The sequence below is a fragment of the Phyllobacterium sp. P30BS-XVII genome (assembly GCF_014138335.1).
GTDB lineage: Bacteria > Pseudomonadota > Alphaproteobacteria > Rhizobiales > Rhizobiaceae > Phyllobacterium > Phyllobacterium meliloti.
The window spans coordinates 783,573-804,230 of the sequence record NZ_JACGXO010000001.1; the positions used below are offsets into that span (position 1 = coordinate 783,573).

General features: G+C 56.0%; 19 protein-coding genes. 10 read left to right on the forward strand and 9 right to left on the reverse strand.

Annotated features, from left to right (window positions below):
- The first annotated feature begins 80 nt into the window (after positions 1 to 80).
- The 6 genes from hemC to FHW17_RS03905 all read left to right on the forward strand — a co-directional run bounded on the left by hemC (position 81) and on the right by FHW17_RS03905 (position 6,205).
- Positions 81 to 1,010: a hydroxymethylbilane synthase gene (gene hemC / locus FHW17_RS03880; RefSeq protein ID WP_112522869.1), complete on the forward strand. Its 930-nt coding sequence runs from the start codon at positions 81 to 83 to the stop codon at positions 1,008 to 1,010.
- A complete protein-coding gene (locus tag FHW17_RS03885) occupies positions 1,010 to 1,735 on the forward strand; it encodes a uroporphyrinogen-III synthase (RefSeq protein ID WP_112522870.1) in 726 nt (241 codons plus the stop codon). The genes hemC and FHW17_RS03885 overlap by 1 nt, the downstream gene beginning before the upstream one ends.
- Before the next feature lie 91 nt (positions 1,736 to 1,826).
- On the forward strand, positions 1,827 to 3,149 hold the full coding sequence (locus FHW17_RS03890; protein WP_182509243.1) for a mitofilin family membrane protein: 1,323 nt from the start codon (positions 1,827 to 1,829) through the stop codon (positions 3,147 to 3,149).
- A gap of 12 nt (positions 3,150 to 3,161) precedes the next feature.
- The gene (locus FHW17_RS03895; protein WP_182509244.1) at positions 3,162 to 4,871 is read left to right on the forward strand and encodes a heme biosynthesis protein HemY; all 1,710 of its coding nucleotides are present in this window, start codon (positions 3,162 to 3,164) and stop codon (positions 4,869 to 4,871) included.
- 112 nt (positions 4,872 to 4,983) lie between these two features.
- Positions 4,984 to 5,460 (forward strand): TerB family tellurite resistance protein, encoded by a 477-nt coding sequence (locus tag FHW17_RS03900; RefSeq protein ID WP_113095551.1) that lies wholly within the window; start codon positions 4,984 to 4,986, stop codon positions 5,458 to 5,460.
- 10 nt (positions 5,461 to 5,470) lie between these two features.
- The gene (locus tag FHW17_RS03905) at positions 5,471 to 6,205 is read left to right on the forward strand and encodes a glutamine amidotransferase (RefSeq protein WP_112522873.1); all 735 of its coding nucleotides are present in this window, start codon (positions 5,471 to 5,473) and stop codon (positions 6,203 to 6,205) included.
- Here FHW17_RS03905 and FHW17_RS03910 read toward each other — a convergent pair.
- The gene (locus tag FHW17_RS03910) at positions 6,202 to 7,443 is read right to left on the reverse strand and encodes an MFS transporter (protein ID WP_112522874.1); all 1,242 of its coding nucleotides are present in this window, start codon (positions 7,441 to 7,443) and stop codon (positions 6,202 to 6,204) included. The two genes, FHW17_RS03905 and FHW17_RS03910, sit on opposite strands and share 4 nt — an antisense overlap.
- A 148-nt stretch (positions 7,444 to 7,591) precedes the next feature.
- Positions 7,592 to 8,281 carry an aquaporin Z gene (gene aqpZ, locus FHW17_RS03915; RefSeq protein ID WP_112522875.1) on the reverse strand — a complete coding sequence of 230 codons (690 nt, stop codon included), beginning with the start codon at positions 8,279 to 8,281 and terminating at the stop codon, positions 7,592 to 7,594.
- Between the two features lie 258 nt (positions 8,282 to 8,539).
- Between aqpZ and FHW17_RS03920 the strand changes: the two genes are divergently transcribed.
- Both FHW17_RS03920 and FHW17_RS03925 read left to right on the forward strand, forming a co-directional pair.
- Positions 8,540 to 8,830 carry a YggT family protein gene (locus FHW17_RS03920; protein WP_091879534.1) on the forward strand — a complete coding sequence of 97 codons (291 nt, stop codon included), beginning with the start codon at positions 8,540 to 8,542 and terminating at the stop codon, positions 8,828 to 8,830.
- An 8-nt stretch (positions 8,831 to 8,838) separates the two neighbouring features.
- Complete coding sequence (locus FHW17_RS03925) at positions 8,839 to 9,156, forward strand: DUF167 family protein (RefSeq protein ID WP_182509245.1); 318 nt, start codon at positions 8,839 to 8,841, stop codon at positions 9,154 to 9,156.
- Between the two features lie 5 nt (positions 9,157 to 9,161).
- Here the strand turns inward: FHW17_RS03925 and ppa are convergent, their stop codons facing one another.
- The 6 genes from ppa to FHW17_RS03955 form a co-directional block, all read right to left on the reverse strand.
- Positions 9,162 to 9,698 (reverse strand): inorganic diphosphatase, encoded by a 537-nt coding sequence (ppa, locus tag FHW17_RS03930; RefSeq protein WP_091879537.1) that lies wholly within the window; start codon positions 9,696 to 9,698, stop codon positions 9,162 to 9,164.
- A gap of 221 nt (positions 9,699 to 9,919) precedes the next feature.
- A complete protein-coding gene (locus FHW17_RS03935; protein WP_112522877.1) occupies positions 9,920 to 10,426 on the reverse strand; it encodes a GNAT family N-acetyltransferase in 507 nt (168 codons plus the stop codon).
- Positions 10,427 to 10,555: 129 nt separating this feature from the next.
- Positions 10,556 to 12,385 carry a translational GTPase TypA gene (gene typA, locus FHW17_RS03940; RefSeq protein ID WP_112522878.1) on the reverse strand — a complete coding sequence of 610 codons (1,830 nt, stop codon included), beginning with the start codon at positions 12,383 to 12,385 and terminating at the stop codon, positions 10,556 to 10,558.
- Between the two features lie 198 nt (positions 12,386 to 12,583).
- The gene (gene mgtE / locus FHW17_RS03945) at positions 12,584 to 13,969 is read right to left on the reverse strand and encodes a magnesium transporter (RefSeq protein ID WP_113095401.1); all 1,386 of its coding nucleotides are present in this window, start codon (positions 13,967 to 13,969) and stop codon (positions 12,584 to 12,586) included.
- A gap of 283 nt (positions 13,970 to 14,252) precedes the next feature.
- The gene (locus FHW17_RS03950; protein ID WP_182509246.1) at positions 14,253 to 16,694 is read right to left on the reverse strand and encodes an FAD-dependent oxidoreductase; all 2,442 of its coding nucleotides are present in this window, start codon (positions 16,692 to 16,694) and stop codon (positions 14,253 to 14,255) included.
- On the reverse strand, positions 16,691 to 17,587 hold the full coding sequence (locus FHW17_RS03955; protein WP_182509247.1) for a choline/ethanolamine kinase family protein: 897 nt from the start codon (positions 17,585 to 17,587) through the stop codon (positions 16,691 to 16,693). The genes FHW17_RS03950 and FHW17_RS03955 overlap by 4 nt, the downstream gene beginning before the upstream one ends.
- A gap of 178 nt (positions 17,588 to 17,765) precedes the next feature.
- Here FHW17_RS03955 and FHW17_RS03960 point away from each other — a divergent pair, with 178 nt between their 5' ends.
- Positions 17,766 to 18,533 carry a DeoR/GlpR family DNA-binding transcription regulator gene (locus FHW17_RS03960; RefSeq protein ID WP_182509248.1) on the forward strand — a complete coding sequence of 256 codons (768 nt, stop codon included), beginning with the start codon at positions 17,766 to 17,768 and terminating at the stop codon, positions 18,531 to 18,533.
- Between the two features lie 64 nt (positions 18,534 to 18,597).
- Complete coding sequence (locus FHW17_RS03965) at positions 18,598 to 19,167, forward strand: methylated-DNA--[protein]-cysteine S-methyltransferase (protein ID WP_113095404.1); 570 nt, start codon at positions 18,598 to 18,600, stop codon at positions 19,165 to 19,167.
- On the opposite strand, the gene FHW17_RS03970 is transcribed toward FHW17_RS03965, so the two are convergent.
- Positions 19,164 to 20,549 (reverse strand): PLP-dependent aminotransferase family protein, encoded by a 1,386-nt coding sequence (locus FHW17_RS03970; RefSeq protein WP_112522884.1) that lies wholly within the window; start codon positions 20,547 to 20,549, stop codon positions 19,164 to 19,166. The two genes, FHW17_RS03965 and FHW17_RS03970, sit on opposite strands and share 4 nt — an antisense overlap.
- Positions 20,550 to 20,658: the final 109 nt, after the last annotated feature.

Below are 20,658 nucleotides of genomic sequence, written 5' to 3' on the forward strand. Positions count from 1 at the left end.
CTTCGCCGCATTGCCCGTAGCACAAAAGCCCGTTAGTTAGGGCCCGATAATTCAAACTCGCGTAACACGGACTGCGACTAATGCAAACAAAAACGCTCAAGATCGGTACACGTGGGAGTGCATTGGCGCTCGTACAAGCCCGTCAGACGCGTGATCGGCTGGTTAAAGCCCACGGTATGCGCGAAGAGGACATTGAAATCGTCGTGATTTCGACCAGTGGCGACAGGATTCAGGATCGCCCGCTATCGGAAGTCGGTGGCAAGGGACTGTTCACTCTTGAGATCGAGGAACAGCTGACCGATGGCCGCATCGACCTGGCCGTGCATTCCTCCAAGGATATGGCAACCGTTCTGCCTGAAGGATTGCATCTTTCGGTTTTCCTTGAACGGGAAGATCCGCGTGACGCTTTCATTGGCCGCAACGTCAAGACATTGATGGAATTGCCTTTGGGCGCTGTCGTTGGTTCGGCATCGCTCCGGCGTCAGGCTTTGATTTTGCGGGCGAGGCCGGATCTGAAAGTCATAAACTTTCGTGGCAATGTCGATACGCGTTTGCGCAAGCTCGCTGATGGCGAAGTCGACGCGACCTTCCTCGCCTATGCGGGACTACGGCGTCTTGATCTCGGCGATAGAGTGACCGCACTGATGGATGTCACAACGTTTCCGCCTGCGCCGGGTCAGGGGGCCATTGCGCTGGAAACCCGCATTGGCGATGATCGGATCGATGCGCTGGTTGCACCGCTCAATCATTTTGAAACATCAACCGCGCTAGCCTGCGAACGTGCGTTCCTTGGAGCGCTTGATGGTTCCTGCCGCACGCCAATTGCCGGACTTGCGACGGTTTCCGGCGGGCGTCTGAGATTTCACGGTATGATTTTGCTGCCGGATGGGACAGAAGCCCATGAAGTGACAGGCGAAGGTGATGTGGCTGATGCCATTGCCATCGGACAAGATGCAGCGGCGCGCGTTCGGGCAAAGGCCGGGGCGCATTTCTTTACGGATTGGCTCTGATGGAAAAGACGGTTCTGGTCACACGGCCCTTGCCAGCTGCGACCAGAACCGCTGACCGGCTGCGTGCCTTAGGCTATTTGCCCATCATTCTGCCGCTGACTGAAATTGTACCACTGAATCCGGCAGCGCCTGAGGGCGTGTTTGACGCCGTTGTTGCAACGAGTGCCAATGCGTTGCGTCACGCCAGTGGGGAATTGCTCGCTCCACTTTTGCAACTGCCCTGTTTTACCGTTGGGGACGCAACTGCTGATGCCGCCCGAGCGCGCGGGTTTGAGACCGTTACAACAGGGGATGGGGACGGAGAAGCACTGGCAGATACGATTGTTGAAGAACTGCGCTCGGCGGGTTCCCTGCTTTATCTGACAGGCCGCGTGCGGTCTCCGGGATTTGAACGGGCGGTGACGCTTGCGGGTTTTCATTGTGCGCCTTTGGCGATCTACGATACGATTTCAGTCAGTTATACAACTGACTTTTGGATGAAATCGCTTGGTTCAAGAAGTATTGATTACTGCCTGCTCTATTCGCGGATGGGTTCTGCGGTTCTGTCCGTTTCGATTGAGGCGGCAGGATTGGGGCATGTATTTGATAAAACAATATTTTTATGCCTGTCAGAGCGCATTGCCGAGAGCATCTCAGGGTTAAAAGAACCTGACGTCAGGGTTGCGGGCAGACCCGACGAAGATGCATTGTTCGACCTTCTGGCGCGTGTGCAGGACGACCAGTGAATGGCATTCGTCGCTTAGCGACATTTGCGAAGTGGAACTTCCCTGCTAGCTTGGTGTTTCAGTCAACCCAATTGTTCTGAAGAGAGTATCCATGGCCAAATCATCCGTTCCCCGTCATTCCAAGTCAGCCCGGAAGCCTGTGACGATTGAACTGGAGCCATCGGATGTTGTGAAGAACCCCGCTGGGGGAAGCGTGCCGCAACCGGAGCCTGTCGGGTTTGACCCGGATACCAGTGTGAAAGCGCGGGAATCAAAGAGTGAGCCAGTCAAAGCAGCTGCTGTGAGCAGCGAAGACAAGCCCAAAATTGAGACTGCGTCACAGCAGACGTCGTCGTTTGGCAGGTCGCCATCTGCCGAACAACCGAAACCAGCCGCGCCCGCATCCGTACCACCGAAGGCCGGCGATCCGCTCGGGCGTCTGACATCAGGCCTTATCGGCGGTGTGGTTGCTTTGCTTGGTGCAGCCGCTTTGCAATGGGCTGGCGTATTGCCGTCACCCAAATCGGATCTTTCGTCAGTCGAGCAACAGATCGCCGAATTGCGCAACGCTGCTCCCGCCAAGGCCGCGCTTGATGAGGGCTCGCAGGTTGCGCTGAATGGTGCCGTGGAGAATGCCAAACAGGCTTTGGGTCAGGTCTCCGGTCTGGCTGATGAGTTGAAGGCTCTGAAGCAAAGTGTGGCTGAAACGGCGAATGCGGCAGGCACGGGCACAACAGTTGATACAAGTGCTATTGATGCACGTATCGCGACGCTGGAATCGCAGCTAATGGCCAGTCAACAGAAAGTGGAGCAGGCCGCAGGCGCGCTTGCCGGTGAAGCGCAGACCTCTGCCGCCTTGCAGACGCGCCTTGCCGCTCTGGAAACCAAAATTCAGGACAATTCCGGCCAGAACAACATGGCGCTGGCTATTGCTGCTACCGGATTGAAATCCGCCATTGACCGCGGAGGGCCTTTTGCAGCGGAGCTTGATACCTATCTTGCCGTTGCGCCTGCTTCCGCCGATGTGGAAGGATTAAGGACGGCGGCGTCTGCTGGCGTTCCTACGGTAAGCATGCTGGCGAGCCAATTTGGCGATGTGGCCACAAAAATTATCGCGACAACACGAACAGTCGACCCCAATGCGGGTATTCTCGATCGTCTGTGGTCGAGTGCGGAAGGACTGGTAGAGTCGCGTCCGGTGGGCCTCATCGAGGGTGAAGGCGTTGATGCCATTACCGCCCGTATTGAAGCGCACCTTAATGCCGGTGATCTGAATGCCGCCATTGCCGAATGGGACAAGCTTCCAGAATCGGCCAAAGCTGTCTCAACGGATTTTGCCAACACCATGCGCGCGCGTCAGAAGGCCGGGGATGTCGTGTCCAAGGCGCTCTCCAATGCATTGACCGGTATGAAAACACCGGCTGCGGCACAATAAGGAAAGACGATCATGATCAGAGTTCTGTCTTTCCTTCTCGTTGTTCTGGTATTGGGCTTTGGTTTTGCGTGGCTTGCCGACCGCCCCGGCGATCTCGTTATCACCTTTGCCGGAATGCAGCATAAGGTCAGCCTCATGGTGGCTGCATCAGCCATTGTGGCGCTGGTGGCCGGTGTCATGCTCATCTGGTGGATCATTAAAAGTGTTATCACCTCTCCCTATGCCCTGCGGCGCCATTTCCGTGCCCGCAAGCGCGACCGTGGCTATCAATCCCTGTCGACGGGTCTGATTGCTGCGGGTGCAGGGGACGGGCAAACGGCGCGGCGCATGATCAAACAGGCGGAAAAGCTTCTGAATGTTGATCAGGAACCACTGATCAAGCTTCTCGATGCACAGGCTGCCATGCTGGAAGGCCGCACCGACGATGCGCGGGCGAAGTTCCAGGCCATGCTGGATGATCCGGAAACAAAACTTCTGGGTCTGCGCGGACTTTATCTCGAAGCACAGCGGCTTGGTGCGCGCGAGGCATCGAAGCAATATGCGGAGGAGGCGGCGCTTCTGGCACCAAATGTGGAATGGGCAGCAACAGCGGCGCTTGGCCAGAAGACCGCACATGGTGATTGGGATGGTGCTCTGGAACTGCTGGAAAAGCAGAAATCGAGCAAGCAGATTGACAAGGATACGGCCAAGCGCGAACGCGCCGTTCTCCTGACGGCCAAGGCTATCGACACATTCGAGAGTGATCCAGTTACCTCGAAGCCGATCGCTATCGAGGCCAATAAACTGGCGCCAGATCTGGTGCCGGCAGCGATTGTTGCGGCCAAGGTGTTGTTCCAGCAGGGCGACCTGCGCAAGGGATCAAAGATTCTGGAACAGGTCTGGAAGAAAGAGCCGCAACCGGAAGTGGCGGAAACCTATGTGCATGCACGGCTTGGCGATTCTGTCTTTGATCGTCTCAAGCGCGCGCGTCATCTGGCAACGCTTTATCCGCATCATCCGGAATCAAGCCTTGCCATTGCCCATGCGGCTCTGGCAGCTGGAGAGCTGAAGGAGGCGCGTGAGGCAGCCGAGGCCGTTCTGCGGACAGCGCCGCGTGAGAGCGCCTATCTGTTGCTGGCAGACATAGAAGAGGCCCAGACGGGTGATCAGGGCCGCGTGCGCCAATGGCTGTCGCGTGCTGTCAAGGCTCCCCGTGATCCAGCGTGGACTGCTGATGGCTATGTTTCTGAGCGCTGGGCGCCTGCCTCGCCTGTAACGGGCAAGCTGAATGCTTTCGAGTGGAAAGTTCCCGTCGAACAATTGGGAACGGTGATCGATGCGCGTGAGGATTTTGATAGCGCACTGGCGGCCAGACCTGTTCGGACAGCGCCCAAACAGGAGGCGACAGAACCCTTGATCCCGACAAAATCGGTGATTGTGCCTGAGAAGCCGGTTTCACGCGTCATCGAGCCGGATGCGGATATTGCCGATGCAGAAATCGTATCGGCTGAACCGATTTTGAAGCCGGAGCCCGTGAAGACGCCAGAGGGATCGCCTGTTACCAAGCCGGAAGAACCGCAGGCGCACGAGCGGATTGCATCCGTATTGCCGCCGCTGCCGGAAAAGGCCGCAGTGGCAACGGAGCGCGATGAGGAAAAGCTAGTTATTCCGGTACCCGATGATCCCGGCGTGCAGCCCGACGAAGAGGACGAGCGGCCAAACAAGAAGTTCCGTCTCTTCTAACACATTAATTTCAATAGCGGTCTTTGCGGCAAGATGCACAATGGCGGGGCCCCGTCAGCCAAGCTATCAGTTGATTCGGGCCATTGGTAACAACGCTGAAAGATCTGTATTTATGCTGGACCGCCTCGTAACCTTCTTCAAGGCTCTGCCCTCCGGCGAGAGCGGCAAAGGGCGTTTTTCCAAAAATGACCCGCGTCTTGCCGCGGCAGCATTGATGTTTCACGTCATGGATGCGGATGGCGAGCGTCGCAAAGTGGAACGCAAGCGTCTGTCGCAGCTGATTTCCGAAGCCTATGGCCTGAAAGGCGAAGCGCTGAAGCGCCTGCTTGAAGATAGCGAGCAGGCTGATCAGGAGGCCGTGGATCTCTACACCTTTACCAGCGTTCTCAAGCGCAACCTTGACGAAGAGGCACGAATTCATTTCATTGAGCTGATGTGGGACGTGGTTTTCGCCGATGGGTCCGCGCATGAGCTGGAAGAGAATGTCGTCTGGCGCGTGGCGGAACTGATTGGCGTCTCTTCCCGTGATCGCGTGACAATGAAGCAGAAGGCAGCCCTTCGCGCCAAACAGCCGGTGCAAGAGGAATAGGATCGAAAGAATGTTCCAGACGGACTGGGCGGAGAACAGGCAAGTGAAACGCCCGAAAATCCTCACGGTCCTGCATCAGGAACGCTCCAGTCCCGGCCGTGTCGGCCAGCTGCTGCTACAATCCGGCTTTGATCTTGATATTCGCCGTCCGCCGCTTGGTGATGATTTGCCTGAAACGCTGGAAAATCATGCGGGCGCCGTCATTTTTGGTGGCCCGATGAGCGCCAATGATCCGGATGAATTCGTTACAAGAGAAACCGACTGGCTGTCCGTACCGCTTGCGGAAAACAAACCCTTTCTGGGTATTTGCCTTGGCGCTCAGATGCTTGCCAATCATATTGGCGGCACGGTTGGTCCACATCCCGAGGGTTTGGTGGAAATCGGCTGGTATGAACTTGAGGCCACCGAAGCCGGCAAGGCTCTGATGGATTGGCCATCAATGGTCTATCACTTTCATCGCGAGGGTTTTGATCTGCCACGCAGTGCCACGCTTCTGGCAACCGCCAAGGCCTATCACAATCAGGCCTTCCGCTATGGTGAGAATGCCTGGGGCGTGCAGTTCCATGCGGAACTCACCCGCGCCATGATGCAGCGCTGGGTGGTACGTGGTTCCGAGCGCTTCACCATGAGCAATGCCCAGCAGGGACGTGAACATCTGGAAGGCCGTCTTGTCTACGATGCCATGCTCAAGGCGTGGCTTCAGCGGTTCCTTGGCACGATTTTTGGGACGCCTGTTCTGGCTTAAGTTCGGCCTTGCAGATTACGTGCCTTGCGCAATTGCGGGAACCAGTAGGCCCACAGCCCTGCCACAGCGATTGTGCCAATGCCACCGAACACCACGGCAGGAATCGTACCTATCATGGATGCCATAATCCCGGCGCGGAACTCGCCCAGTTCGTTCGACGCGCCGACAAACACCATATTGACGGCATTGACGCGGCCACGGACATGATCAGGCGTCCAGAGTTGGAGCAGCGTTTCTCTGATATAGACACTGATCATGTCAGCAGCGCCCATCAGCGCCAGCAAGGCGATGGACAGCCATGCGAGATGGGACACGCCGAACATGATCGTCAGCAAGCCGAAGAGAGCGACGAACAGGAACATGATCATGCCCGCATGATCGCGGATCGGATGGCCAGCCAGCCAGAGCGCGGTCAGAATAGCGCCTATGCCGGGTGCTGCCCGCAGCATGCCAAGTCCCCATGGGCCCAACTGAAGAATATCACGGGCATAAACGGGCAAAAGCGCCACGGCACCACCCAGAAGCACGGCGAAAAGGTCGAGTGAAATCGCACCAAGCACGACTTTCTCTTTCCAGATGTAATGAAACCCGGCCATCAATGTCTGGAATGACTTCTTTTCTGTCAGCGTGTGCTGGGTCGGCTTGGGAATGGAGAAAATGCATATTGTTGCAGCGGCCAGCAGGAGCGAAGCTATGCCATAGGCGATGGCGGGCGACAGGCCATAGAGCAAGCCACCCGCGACAGGGCCAACGATTGTAGCGATCTGCCAGGCCGAGGAATTCCACGATACGGCGTTGGAAAACACCTCTGTCGGTACAAGATTGACAACGAGGGAAGCGGAAGCCGGTCCAAGAAAGGCGCGTCCCACACCAAAGCCGGCCAGAATGGCAAAGACGGCGAGAGGCGTGAATGTATGGGTAAGCGTCAGCAGCAACAACAGGACGGCGCAGATCACTTCGACACCGAGGGCCAGTCCCATGATGAAGCGGCGGCCAAAACGATCAGCTGCCGCGCCAGTGATGAGAACGAGCAGCAGGGATGGAGCAAACTGCACAAGTCCGACCAGCCCAAGATCGAAGGGATCGCGCGTCAGATCATAAATCTGCCAACCCACAGACACACTGATAATCTGGATCGCAAAGGACCCGAAGAAGCGGGACAGCCAATAGCGGGTGAAGGACGAATGGCGAAAAGCGGCGTAACGATCATGGGCCGCATTCGTTTCAGAGAGGGTCATTCGATGAAAGGCTCCGGAATTTGGAGACCTTTTCTAGAGTAATTTTCAGCAAAAAGGGATAAATAAATATGAAATATTATATCGTTGTGAGAGCGTAAAAATTGGGCCGGAAGAACCGGCCCAAATTATTCGTGAATGGATTGGATGCTCAGTCTTTACCGAGAAGCGCCTTCCAGATGATCGCGCCGACTACGGCACCAACAAGTGGAGCAACCCAGAAGAGCCAGAGCTGGCTGAGTGCTGCCGTTTCGGCAAACAATGCAACGCCGGTAGACCGGGCTGGATTGACAGAGGTATTCGTCACCGGAATTGACACCAGATGGATCAGGGTCAGTCCCAGACCAATCGCAATTGGCGCAAAGCCCGCCGGAACGGATGATGACGTTGCTCCAAGGATGATGATGATGAAGAAGGCTGTGAAGACAACTTCAGCAATCAGGGCGGCGGTCAGTCCAAACCCACCTGGAGAAAGTTCACCGTAACCATTGGAAGCAAAACCTTTGACACCGGCAAAGTCTGCCTTGCCCGAGGCTATCAGATAGAGCACCGCAGCAGCGGCGATAGCGCCGATAACCTGTGCGATCCAGTAAGGAATAAGATCCTTGAAGTCGAAGCGTCCCGCTACGGCAAGGCCAAGCGAGACAGCGGGATTGAAGTGGCCGCCGGAGATGCCGCCGACCGCATAAGCCATGGTTAGAACCGTAAGACCAAACGCAAAGGAAACACCAAGCAAACCGATACCAACGCCTGGAAACGCAGCGGCAAGTACGGCACTGCCGCAACCGCCAAGGACGAGCCAGAATGTACCGAAGAATTCGGCTGACAGTTTATTGAGCATGGAAACCCCCTAGATAAAGTGCTTGCCGGAACTGCCCGACTCACAACTATAAGTTATTCCTGTTTTCAAAATTCAACAATAACGTTCAATTGTACCTCCGGAGATGCTGTTGTTCTCTTGATGAAATACGTTCCGGGCAACGGATACTTGGTTTGGCCATTGCCAGAATGGCGCCCGCTTTGATTCTCGCAAAAGCAGCTGCCTCTTGCCCGAGAGCACGCCAATCGCTACATGTCGCGTGATTATCAGGAGAAACCTATGCTCGCTCTTATCCGCACGATTGATCTGGCCCTCGATATCTACACTTGGATTCTGATTGCCAGTGCGATCTTCTCATGGCTCTACGCATTCAACGTGATCAATTCGAGCAACCGGTTTGTCGCTTCAATTGGCGAATTTCTCTACCGGGTGACGGAGCCTGCCTTGCGCCCTATCCGGCGCTTCCTGCCCGATCTGGGTGGTATCGACATATCCCCGATCATCCTGCTGCTGATTATCTTTTTCCTTCGTCAGTTTCTGTGGACCACAATCGCGCCGCTTCTGGTTTAACCGCAGCGTTGAGCACGGCTTTCTTTCGCAAGGAGCGTGACGGTATCACGCTCTTTGTCAGGCTGACGCCAAAGTCAGCCCGCGACGGAATTGACGGTGTTGAAGAAACGGGTGACGGGCGCGCCCATCTGAAAGCCCGTGTGCGGGCGGTGCCGGAAGATGGAAAAGCCAATGCGGCGCTGGAAAAGCTGCTGGCGAAATCGCTTGGAATAGCGGCGCGTGATGTTTCTATTGGCGCTGGCGCCACGTCACGGCTGAAACAGGTAAAGATATCGGGCGATCCGGAAGCGCTGGCCTTACAGCTCGAAACACTGGGATCGCCCTGATATAATCAGGCCTTCTTGGCGTTGTGACGCTCAATGGCTTCAGTGATCAGTTTGCGGGCCGCATCTTCATCACCCCAGTCACCAATCTTCACCCATTTGCCGGGTTCCAGATCCTTGTAGTGTTCGAAGAAGTGCTGGATCTGCTTCAGTGTGATTTCAGGCAGATCCGTGTAGTTGTGGACCTTCTCATAACGCAGGGTCAGGTGCGGTGAAGGCACGGCGATGATCTTCTCATCCTGTCCCTTATTGTCTTCCATGACGAGAACGCCAATGGGGCGCACGTTGATAACGCTGGTTGGCATCAGGGCGCGGGTGTTGCAGATCAGCACGTCAATCGGATCACCGTCATCCGACAGGGTGTGCGGAACAAAACCGTAATTGCCCGGATAGGTCATCGGGGTGTGCAGGAACCGGTCGACAAACAATGCGCCGGAATCCTTGTCGAGTTCGTACTTGATCGGTTGACCGCCGACTGGAACCTCGATGATTACGTTGACATCTTCAGGGGGATTATTGCCGACCGAAATGGCATCAATGCGCATATTTTCAGAGTCCTTGTTGGTTTGGGAGTGCTGTAAAGATTTTTATGGCGTGACGCAAGAATTGCGTCGCCGCACCCTGTCCCAAAGGGGAAGTGATAGGCCTATTCTGTGGAAATAAGTACATAAAAGTCAAAAATGCGCGGAAGGAGCGTCAGATAGCGCTCCTCAGACTGGTACAAGGACCAGCCGCATCGTTGTGTGATGGACTGCATTAGAGGTAATCAGTTCCAGACGAAGGCGATTTTCTTCAAGGTCTTGCCTTCGAAACACTCGACACCTTCGGCTACATCCTTGCCGCCCGCATTCTGATAGAAATTGATTGCAAGGTCATTGTCCTCAAGCGCCCAGACGACCATGCCCTTGAGGCCTTGATCGACAAGGCTGCGGCGCGAAGCACCCAGCAGGCGCGTCCCGAGGCCCAATCCCTGATATTCAGGGCGGATGTAAAGCTCGTAGACTTCACCTTTTTGCGGCAACTGGCGCGCCCTGTTTGGGCCCAGCGTGGCATAGCCAGCAATCACTCCGCCAATATCGGCGACGAGAATTTGTGTGGAACGGCGAATGGCTCTCGCCCACCAATCTGCGCCGCGACGGTGCAACATGGTGTTGAGCGAACGGTGTGGAATAATGCCCCGATAGGCACCTTGCCAGGCAGCCAGATGCACAGCGGAGATTTCGCCCGCATCGGCCAGTTCAGCTCGTCTGATCTCGGTCACATGGGTGTTCATGGTTTCTTAACCATAGACCCGCGCATCAGGATTTCGCAACTGCCATTCAGAACGATTTTTTGTGTATTGCACCAAAAAGAAAAGCGGCGAAAATCGCCGCTTTTCTGATCATTTAATGGGTGTCGTTGCTTATGCAGCGCCGGCAGTCTTGCTGCTCTTTTCAAAACGCTTGCGCTCGTTAGAGTCGAGATAGAGCTTGCGCAGGCGAATGGACTTCGGCGTGACTTCAACCAGTTCGTCGTCCTGAATCCACGACAGGGCGCGTTCCAGCGTCATACGGATCGGCGGCGTCAGCTTGACGGCTTCATCCTTGCCGGCAGCGCGGATGTTGGTCAGCTTCTTGCCCTTGAGTACGTTGACTTCCAGATCGTTGTCACGGGAATGGATGCCGATGATCATGCCGGCATAGACCTTGACGCCAGCTTCGATAACCATCGGGCCGCGATCTTCAAGGTTCCACATGGCGAAGGCAACAGACTCGCCCTGATCGTTGGAAATCAGAACGCCATTGTTGCGGCCTGCGATTTCGCCCTTGAAAGGCTCGTAAGCGCGGAACAGGCGGTTCATGATGGCGGTACCGCGCGTATCGGTCAGAAGCTCCGACTGATAGCCGATGAGGCCGCGCGTCGGTGCGTAGAAAACCATGCGGACGCGATTGCCGCCGGATGGGCGAAGCTCAACCATTTCAGCCTTGCGCTCGGACATCTTCTGCACAACGGTGCCTGAATATTCCTCGTCAACGTCGATCAGGACTTCTTCGATCGGCTCGAGCATGTCGCCGTTTTCGTCCTTCGTCATGACAACGCGGGGACGCGAAACGCCAAGCTCGAAACCTTCACGGCGCATGTTCTCGATGAGAACGGCAAGCTGCAATTCGCCGCGACCCGATACGAAGAACGAATCCTTGTCGCCCGATTCTTCAACCTTTAGCGCGACATTGCCTTCGGCTTCCTTGAAGAGGCGGTCGCGAATAACGCGGCTGGTAACCTTGTCGCCTTCCGTTCCGGCCAATGGCGAATCATTGACGATGAACGACATGGTGACTGTTGGCGGATCGATTGGCTGCGCATGCAGAGGCTCGGAAACTTCAGTGGCACAGAATGTATCGGCAACAGTGCCCTTCTGCAGACCGGCGATGGCAATGATGTCGCCCGCATGGGCTTCTTCAATTGGCTGGCGCTCAATACCGCGGAAAGCGAGAATTTTTGAGATACGGCCGGTTTCAAGCTGCGTGCCGTCGCCGTGCAGAACCTTGACCTGCTGGTTCGACTTGACGGTGCCGGAATGGATGCGGCCGGTGATGATACGGCCGAGGAACGGATCGGCTTCAAGGATCGTGCCGATCATCTTGAACGGGCCTTCGCCGACGGTCGGGGCAGGCACATGGTCGAGAACCATGTCGAACAGGGCGGAAAGACCCTGATCCTGCGGACCTTCCGGGTTGCGCGCCATCCAGCCATTGCGGCCTGAACCGTAAAGGATCGGGAAATCGAGCTGTTCATCGGTTGCGTCGAGAGCGGCAAAGAGGTCGAACACTTCGTTGACGACTTCTTCATGGCGCGCATCAGGACGGTCGATCTTGTTGATCGCAACGATCGGGCGCAAGCCAACCTTAAGAGCCTTGCCGACAACGAATTTGGTCTGCGGCATTGGGCCTTCGGCAGCGTCGACGAGAACGATCGCGCCGTCCACCATGCTCAGGATACGCTCGACTTCACCGCCGAAATCGGCGTGGCCTGGCGTATCGACGATGTTGATGCGTGCATCCTTCCAGACGACGGAAGTGGCCTTGGCGAGAATCGTGATCCCGCGTTCCTTTTCGATGTCGTTCGAATCCATCATGCGTTCGGCAACGCGCTGGTTGTCACGGAAGCTGCCGGACTGTTTCAGAAGTTCGTCGACAAGCGTGGTTTTGCCATGGTCAACGTGTGCGATGATCGCGATGTTGCGCAGTTTCATGAGTTTCTCTTTTGGAGGATTGTGGACGCTCACATGCTGGCGCCGCTTTGCATTTGCGCGCTCCTTACATGTTTTTTCGCAAATGCGAAAGGGGGGATACGCTTTTGGCTGACCCTTGCCTGCATTACAGCTATGCAGGTGTGATGGCTCTCGGACGATATCAAGCGCGGCAAATCCGGGGAGATGCCGCGCTTTTCGTCAGAGAAGAGTGCCCGACAGGAAGACGAGGGCAATCGAGAAATAGATCACCAGCCCTGTCACATCGACCAGCGTCGCCACAAAAGGTGCCGATGCACTGGCAGGATCGAAGCCGATCTTCTGCAGGATAAAGGGCAGCATCGAGCCGACAAGCGAACCAAAGGTTACAATGCCGATCAGGGCAGCACCGACAGTGGCGGCAATCAGCATCCAGTGCGGGCCGTAATCATAAAGACCAACCATCTGCCATGTGGTGATGCGGATGATACCGATGACGCCGAGGAATGAGCCGAGCACCATGCCTGTTGGCAGTTCGCGCAAGGCGACCTTCCACCAATCCTTCAGGCGCAGTTCCTGCAGTGCCAGTGCGCGTATCAGTAGGGATGTAGCCTGCGAGCCGGAATTGCCGCCGGAACTCATGATCAGCGGAATGAAGAGCGTCAGGACAACGGCCTTCTCCAGTTCACCCTCGAAATATTGCATGGCGCTGGCGGTCAGCATCTCGCTGAGAAACAGCACGCCGAGCCAACCGGCCCGCTTGCGCAGCATCTGTACGAAGCCGATCTGCATATAGGGCTTGTTCAAGGCCTCCATACCACCGAACTTCAGCGTGTCTTCGGTCATTTCCTGCGTCATGGCGTCGATCACATCATCGACAGTAACGATACCGATGATGTGATTGTCGTCATTGACCACGGGAACGGCGAGCAGATCGTGCTTGCGGAAGAGCCGGGCAACATCCTCCTGATCGGTTAGCGGGCCGACCGTTACCGGGGCAACGTCGCGGCCAACACTCATGATGGAATCGTCAGGCTCGCTGGTGATCAGGCGGCGCAAGGCGACAGCCCGCAACAGACCTTTGGTCTTTGCGTCGGTCACATAGATCGCATAGATCGTCTCGCGGGACCGCTCCACTTCGCGAATATGCTGCAGTGTTGCCGCCACGTTCCAGTCGCCGGGCACGCTGACGAACTCGGTGGTCATCAAGCTGCCTGCCGTATGGGGTGGGTAATGCAGGAGTTTGCGCAGCGCAGCCTTGGTTTCCTGCCCGAGGCTGGAAGCAAGGCGGATACGGGTTTCATCATCGAACTGCTGAAAGATATCAGTAACGCGGTCGGCTGACATGGCGTCAAGCAGTTCGCGTGCAATGGGTGCTGGAAGCTCGGCAATAATCTCGGCCGATGAATGCAGTTCCGGCTGATCAAGGATCAAAACCGCGTGATCTCTCGGCATTTCAGCGAGAATGCCGACAGCATCCTCGACATCGAGTTCGTTGAGTAGTTCAACAGCATCAGCGGCCTGCATGGCGGCAAGCTGTTCTGCAACATTGGATGCCTGTGCCAATTCGGCATTGACTGCATCCTGATTCAAGCGAAGGTCGTTCATTTTAGCTCGCCTTTCTGTCGATCCGCCGTCACGGCTGATCGGGGCGAGCTGATCTCTTAAGAATCAGGCCACGATCGCCGATGACGGCGCAAACAATCGACTATGACTGTCGTCGTTGGGCATAAGAGATAGACTCCGGTTTGGTGATACGCGGCCGAAATTTCCCGGTCGCGTGCTGCCATTTGGTCCCCTCCACGGGGAAAGTCAACCCCCGGGAAATTATGCCGCAGGGTGCCGAATTGCTGGCGTTTTGACAGACTCAATCAGACAGGCGTTTGCCGCCTCACGCCTTCACTTTTGCGTTTTGCGGATCGTAGAGCGGCTCAACGTGAATCTTGGCGGGGAAGCGCTCATTGGCGACGATCAGCTCATAGGTTCCTTCAGTCAAAAAGCTGTCGCTCACACCATCCGTATGGCGGACATAACCGAAGCCAATGGGCTTGCCGATTGTGTAACCGAAACCACCACTGGTAAGGTAGCCCACTGTCTCGCCGTTGCGCAGAATCGTCTCACGCCCAAGAAGCACCACATCCTCATTGGCAACGGTGAAACCCACAAGGCGTTTCTTGAGAGATGCAGCCTGAATAGTCTGGCTGGCCTTGCGTCCGAGAAATTCTGTTTCCTTGCGCAATTTAACCGCCCAGCCGAGCCCGGCTTCAAAGGGCGAGTCATTGGGCGTGATATCAGAGCCCCAGGCGCGATAACCTTTTTCCAGTCGCAGCGATTCCAGCGCACGATATCCGACGGGCGCGAGGCCAAATTCCTCACCTGCCTGCATCAAGGCATCGAAGACGGTACCTGTGGCGGCAATCGGAATATGCAGTTCCCAGCCAAGCTCGCCGACATAGGTCACGCGCAGGGCGCGAACGGTCGCTCCAGCAATCTTGATCTCTCTGACATGGCCGAAAGGAAAGGCGCTGTTGCTGACATCGGTATCCGTGACGCGCACCAGAATTTCGCGTGCCTTTGGGCCCATGAGCGAAAGCGTGCCGAAATGCTCGGTGATATCGCCGAGGCGTGCATCCAGCCCTTCGCCGATATGTTCCTTGATCCAGGCAAAGTCATGGGTGCGGAAGCCGGTGCCGGTGACGATATAGAATTTGTCTTCGGCAAGTCGCGCCACTGTGAGATCGCATTCAATACCGCCGCGGGTATTGAGAAGCTGCGTATAGGTTAGCCGCCCGACAGGCTTTGCAACATCATTGGCGCAGATGTAATCGAGAGCCTTTTGTGCATCCTTGCCCGTCAATTCATATTTGGTAAAGGAGGACTGGTCGAAAATGCCGGCCTTTTCCCGCACCAGTGCATGTTCTTTGCCAACCTGATCGAACCAGTTCTGCCGGCCCATGGAATAAATATCGACGGGTTCCGTACCCTCAGGTGCAAACCAGTTCGGGCGTTCCCAGCCGAGTTTTGAGCCGAAGACCGCGCCGTGTTTCTTCAGGCGATCATAGAGCGGTGAGACGATGGCTGGCCGTCCGGAGGTATATTCCTCGTGCGGAAAGCCAATCGTGTAGTGTTTGCCATAGGCTTCCAATGTGCGGTCAAGCACCCAGTCACGGTCGCGATGCAGATTGGAAAAGCGCCTGATATCGACAGTCCACAGATCGAGCGGTGCTTCGCCATCGATGACCCATTGGGCTAGCACCCAGCCCGCACCGCCACCGGATGCAATGCCAAAGGCGTTGAAGCCCGCGCCGACAAACATATTGGAGCACTCAGGCGCACGACCGAGAATGAAATTCCCATCCGGTGTAAAACTCTCGGGACCATTGATCATCTGCTTGACGCCGACAGTTTCAAGCGCGGGAACGCGCTCCATCGCCTGCATCATATGCTGTTCAAAATGGTCAAAATCATCGTCAAACAGGCGGAACTGCCAATCATCAGGTACATCGCCCGTCACCCATCCCTGCGGATTGGGTTCGTAGCCACCCATGACCAGACCGCCAACTTCTTCCTTGAAATAGGTGCGTCTGTCAGGATCGCGGATGGTCGGTGCGTCTGAGGACAGTCCGTCAATCTTTTCGGTAATGATATATTGGTGTTTCACAGGTTGCAGCGGCACGTTGATGCCAGCCATTGCACCGACTTGGCGTGCCCACTGGCCCGCGCAGTTGACTACTTTTTCGCAGGCGATGTCACCCTGATCAGTCTTGACCTTGATGATACGCTCGCCATCCATTTCGAACCCGGTGACGCGGATATTTTCAATGAGTTTCGCACCGTTCATACGGGCACCGCGTGCCAGCGACTGCGTGATATCCGATGGGCTTGCCTGTCCGTCGGTCGGAAGCCAGCTTGCGCCAACCAGATCATCAACCCGCATCAAAGGCCACATGGCCTTGACCTCCTGCGGCGAAAGAAGGTGCATATCCATGCCGAAGCTGCCAGCAGTGGTCGCCAGACGCCGGAATTCTGTCCAGCGATCCTGATTGGTGGCAAGACGCAGGCAACCGGTCATTTTCCAGCCCGTTGCCAGACCGGTTTCCTCATCAAGACGCTTGTAGAGATCAACGGAATATTTCAGGACGCGGGTGATGGATGCGGAGGAACGCAGCTGACCAACAAGGCCCGCTGCGTGCCAGGTGGAGCCCGATGTCAATTGTCCCTGCTCAAGCAGAACGACATCCGCCTTGTGATCTTTTGCAAGATGATAGGCCGTCGAACAGCCGATGATGCCACCGCCGATAACGACGATCTGGGCGTGACTGGGCAGGGTCATGATTTGCTTCCATATGTGGTTCGAAACCGGTCAAGCGCCTGTTGCAGACGCTCCAGATTTTCATGGGTGTAGGCGACATAATCGACGCCGGGGGCATTGAGATAAAGCTCTGACACCATGCCCCACATGGCTTCGCGCAACAGCGAAGCGCACTGCATCGCCGCGTGGGCGCGCTTCAGCGCGTGATCGGGTGAGGTCCCGAAATAGGCTGCCAGCAAGACTTCCGATTCTTCATCGTTCAAACCGGAATTGGACGCGATACCGGCAAGATCAAACATCGCGGTGGAAAAACCGGCATATTCAAAGTCGATCAGCCACAGGCGTTCGCCATCATCGAGAATATTGGCGGGCAGAAGATCGTTATGGCCGAAAATGATCGGCAGTGGCTTTTGCACAGCCTCCATCTCGCCCGCAATGGTGAGATAATTGTCCAGTTGGTCACGCATGCGGCTTTTGCCCGCCTTGAGCGTGCGGGCATAGTCCCGGATGACGTGAAACACCCAGAACATGAAGCCGGGACCGGTGATGTGATCGGGCATTGCCGTGTGAAATTGCCGGATCAGGGTGGCGACACCGGCGATATTGTTGCGCACGTCCTGTGCGCCGTAGGTTTTAGCGCCCAGAAATGCCGATACCATTATGCCGTCATCGGCATAAAACAGTTCAGGTGCAAATCCGGCGCTATGCGCGGCCTTTGCGGTCATGGCCTCGCGGACGCGAAAGACGTGGTGAAAGGGATAATCCTTGCCAAACCGCACCACATATTTGCGGTTTTCATCCTCGACCACATAGCTCTCATTGCTGATCCCGCCCTTGAGCAGCGTCACGCTGATATTGCCATGCCAGAGGGGCAAGGCAGCAATTCGGGCTTCACTGGTCTGGGTCTGCGTCATCGGGCAATCCAGAAAATGAGCACCCGCCTTGGGTGCCCTATGCGGCAAATCTCATCCGCATGGCCTGAGTTGTCAATCCACATTTGTGAGTTTTTGTGGTTTTTATGACTGTTTTATAAATTTTTTGTGGTATTGATGTTTGCATGTGCGCAGATGTGCACGATTGATGAGGTGTACGATGGGTTCCAAACGACGTGGCGAGATTACGAAAGTGCTGCAGGATGAGGGCACAATCTCAATCGCGGATCTGGCGAACAGGCTCGGCGTTTCGCTTGAGACGATACGGCGCGATGTAAAACCTTTGACCGATGAAGGGGTTATCGTGCGCACTCATGGTGCCGTTGGTTTGCCGCAGCATCTCGGCGAAGCGCCTTTCGAACGGCGTATGCGCGAGAATGCCGGTGCCAAGCGGGCAATCGCCCGGTATGTCGCAGGCACAATCGGCAATGGCGACTCGATCATGCTGGATACGGGCACGACCACCAGCTTTCTTGCTCGGGAATTGTTGCAGTATCGCAATCTGACCGTTGTCACCAATTCATCCGATATTGCCCGTACTCTGGCGACGGTGAACGGCAACAAGGTGTTCATGGCCGGAGGTGAGTTGCGCAGTGACAATGGTGCAGCATTCGGTGCCTTGGCCATCGATTTTATCAGCCGGTTCAATGTCGCCCATTCGATTATTTCCATCGGCGCCATTGATGCGACACATGGGTTGATGGATTACAATCTTGAGGAAGCGGAGTTCGCGCGCATGGTTCTATCGCGCGGCGAGCGTTCCGTGGTGGTATCGGATGCTTCAAAGTTCGGGCGGCAGGGACTTGTTCAGGTTTGCGATTTTACAGGATTTGACGAGCTGGTGACTGATTCACCGCCGCCCGATGATGTTCTTCAGTCACTCAACCGGGCGGGAGCAAGGGTGAGCATTGCCGGAAACGAGGCCTGACAAGAATCGGGTGGCGGACTGATTCCAGAGAGATAGAATCGCGCGCATGAGTCGGGAGAAGACCATGACAAAGACCTTGCGCTACAGACATATCCAGACACCGATAGGTCCCATGATTGCCATGGCTGGTGATGAAGGGCTCTCGCTGCTTGAATTCTCGGATCGGCCAGCCCTGCCAACGGAATTGACAGAACTTGAGCAGCGCTATGGCTATTCCATTGTGCCGGGTGAGCATCGCTATCTCGACCAGATTGATGAAGAGATAACGGCCTATTTTGCCGGTGAGCTGACGCGATTTGAAACGCCGCTATTTCTGCCAGCCACGCCATTCCAGCGCACCATCTGGTCCATGCTTATCGACATTCCCTATGGTGAAACGCGCACCTATGGCGGGATGGCCCGAGCGTTGGGTAAACCGAACTCGAGCCGCGCAGTTGGCGGCGCAAACGGCCAGAACCGCATCGCCATTGTTGTTCCTTGCCACCGGATTATCGGTGCAGACGGATCGTTAACCGGCTATGGCGGCGGGCAGCCGCGCAAACGTTTTCTGCTTGATCTGGAACATCGGATTACCGCACAGGCTTCGGAAAAGCCGGTGTTTCATCCGATCACGGCACAGGGCAGTTTCCTCTAGACAATAATTCCCGTGGCAAAGCGCGGTTCGTGCAGCAACCGGTCAAGCAGAACGAGGGCCTGTTCCAGCCTGCCTCTATCCGGCGCAGCGCCAAGTGACAGCCTGACAGCTTCGGGGGTTGCAGGGGCTATGCTGAAAGCCGATGCCGGGACAATGCCAATGCCGGAACGGCGGGCAAGTGCGGAAAATTCCGCAGCACTCCACTGAACAGGCACATCAAGCCATAGATGATGACCTGCCGGATGAGCGGAAAAATGCCAATTCTTCAGCACTTTTCTGGCGATGATCTGTCTGGCCTGACTTTCCTCGCGGATAGCATGGGCAATTCCATAGAGACTGCCGTCATTGATCCAGGCCGTGGCAACCGCCATCAATAACGGGGATGCGGTCGGGTTGCTGGCGCGAAGGCTCGACGCGAGCTTCAATACATCCAGCGATGAGGGGCAAACCACATAGGCAACACGCAGCGCAGGCGTTGCACATTTGGATAGGGTAGCGATGTGCCAGGTGATATCGGGCGCAATTGAAGCAATGGCGGGCAGGGATGTGTCGAGAAGTTCCGCATAGGGATCATCCTCGATAATCATGACATCATGGCGTTGAGCGATACTGACGATGATCTGCCGGCGCGAAGCAGGCATTGTCACTGTTGTCGGGTTGTCGATGGATGGGCAAAGATAGATGGCTTTTGGTCTTGATGTTTTGCAGCAGCTTTCAAACGCGTCGGGAACGATACCGTTCCGGTCCATGGCAAGCGCATGAATGGGAATATCAAGCGCTGAACAGACGGATTTCAGCCCCGGATAAGTCAGTGTCCCGGCGCAAATCGAGCCACGGGCAGCAATAAGGCTACAAATGGCAAAGAGTGCGCTCTGGGCACCACCGGCCACGAGGAGCCGATCCGCCGAGGGCGCTTCGCCGAAACGCGGTGCCAGCCATTTTGTCCCGGCGGCGCGTGCGGCCTCTGTGCCTGTGCTTTCCTGATAGCTGAGGAAGTGGCTCGATGCGCCGTTGAGGACGTGGCTTACCCCCTCGATCAAGTGATTGTGGAGGTCGGCTTCCGGCGGCTGCGGGGGGATGATCATGGTCAGGTCCAGATCGGTCAGCAGGGAGGCCATCCCAAGTGCCGGTTGCGTCAACGAGCCTTTGATGGTGGTGCCAGAACCGACTTTCGCTTCGATGAGGTCAAGGCGATGCGCTTCTGTCATCGCCCGTGTGACGGTGGTCAGGTCTATTCCGAGCTGTCTTGCAATCTCGCGCTGGGGTGGGAGGGCATCACCCGGTTTCAGGACGCCTGAATTGATGTCAGCGACCAGCGCATCGACAATGCCTTGGTGCTTGTAGCGGGAACTGGTGGCAATACGGGGCTTCCAAACGCTCATGTCAGGCTCTTTGTATGGTTATATACCATACAATTACCCAGACTTTCTTGCTGGAACAAGGACAAATATGCCATGTGACAAACGGTCATGCTTGCATTAATACATACAA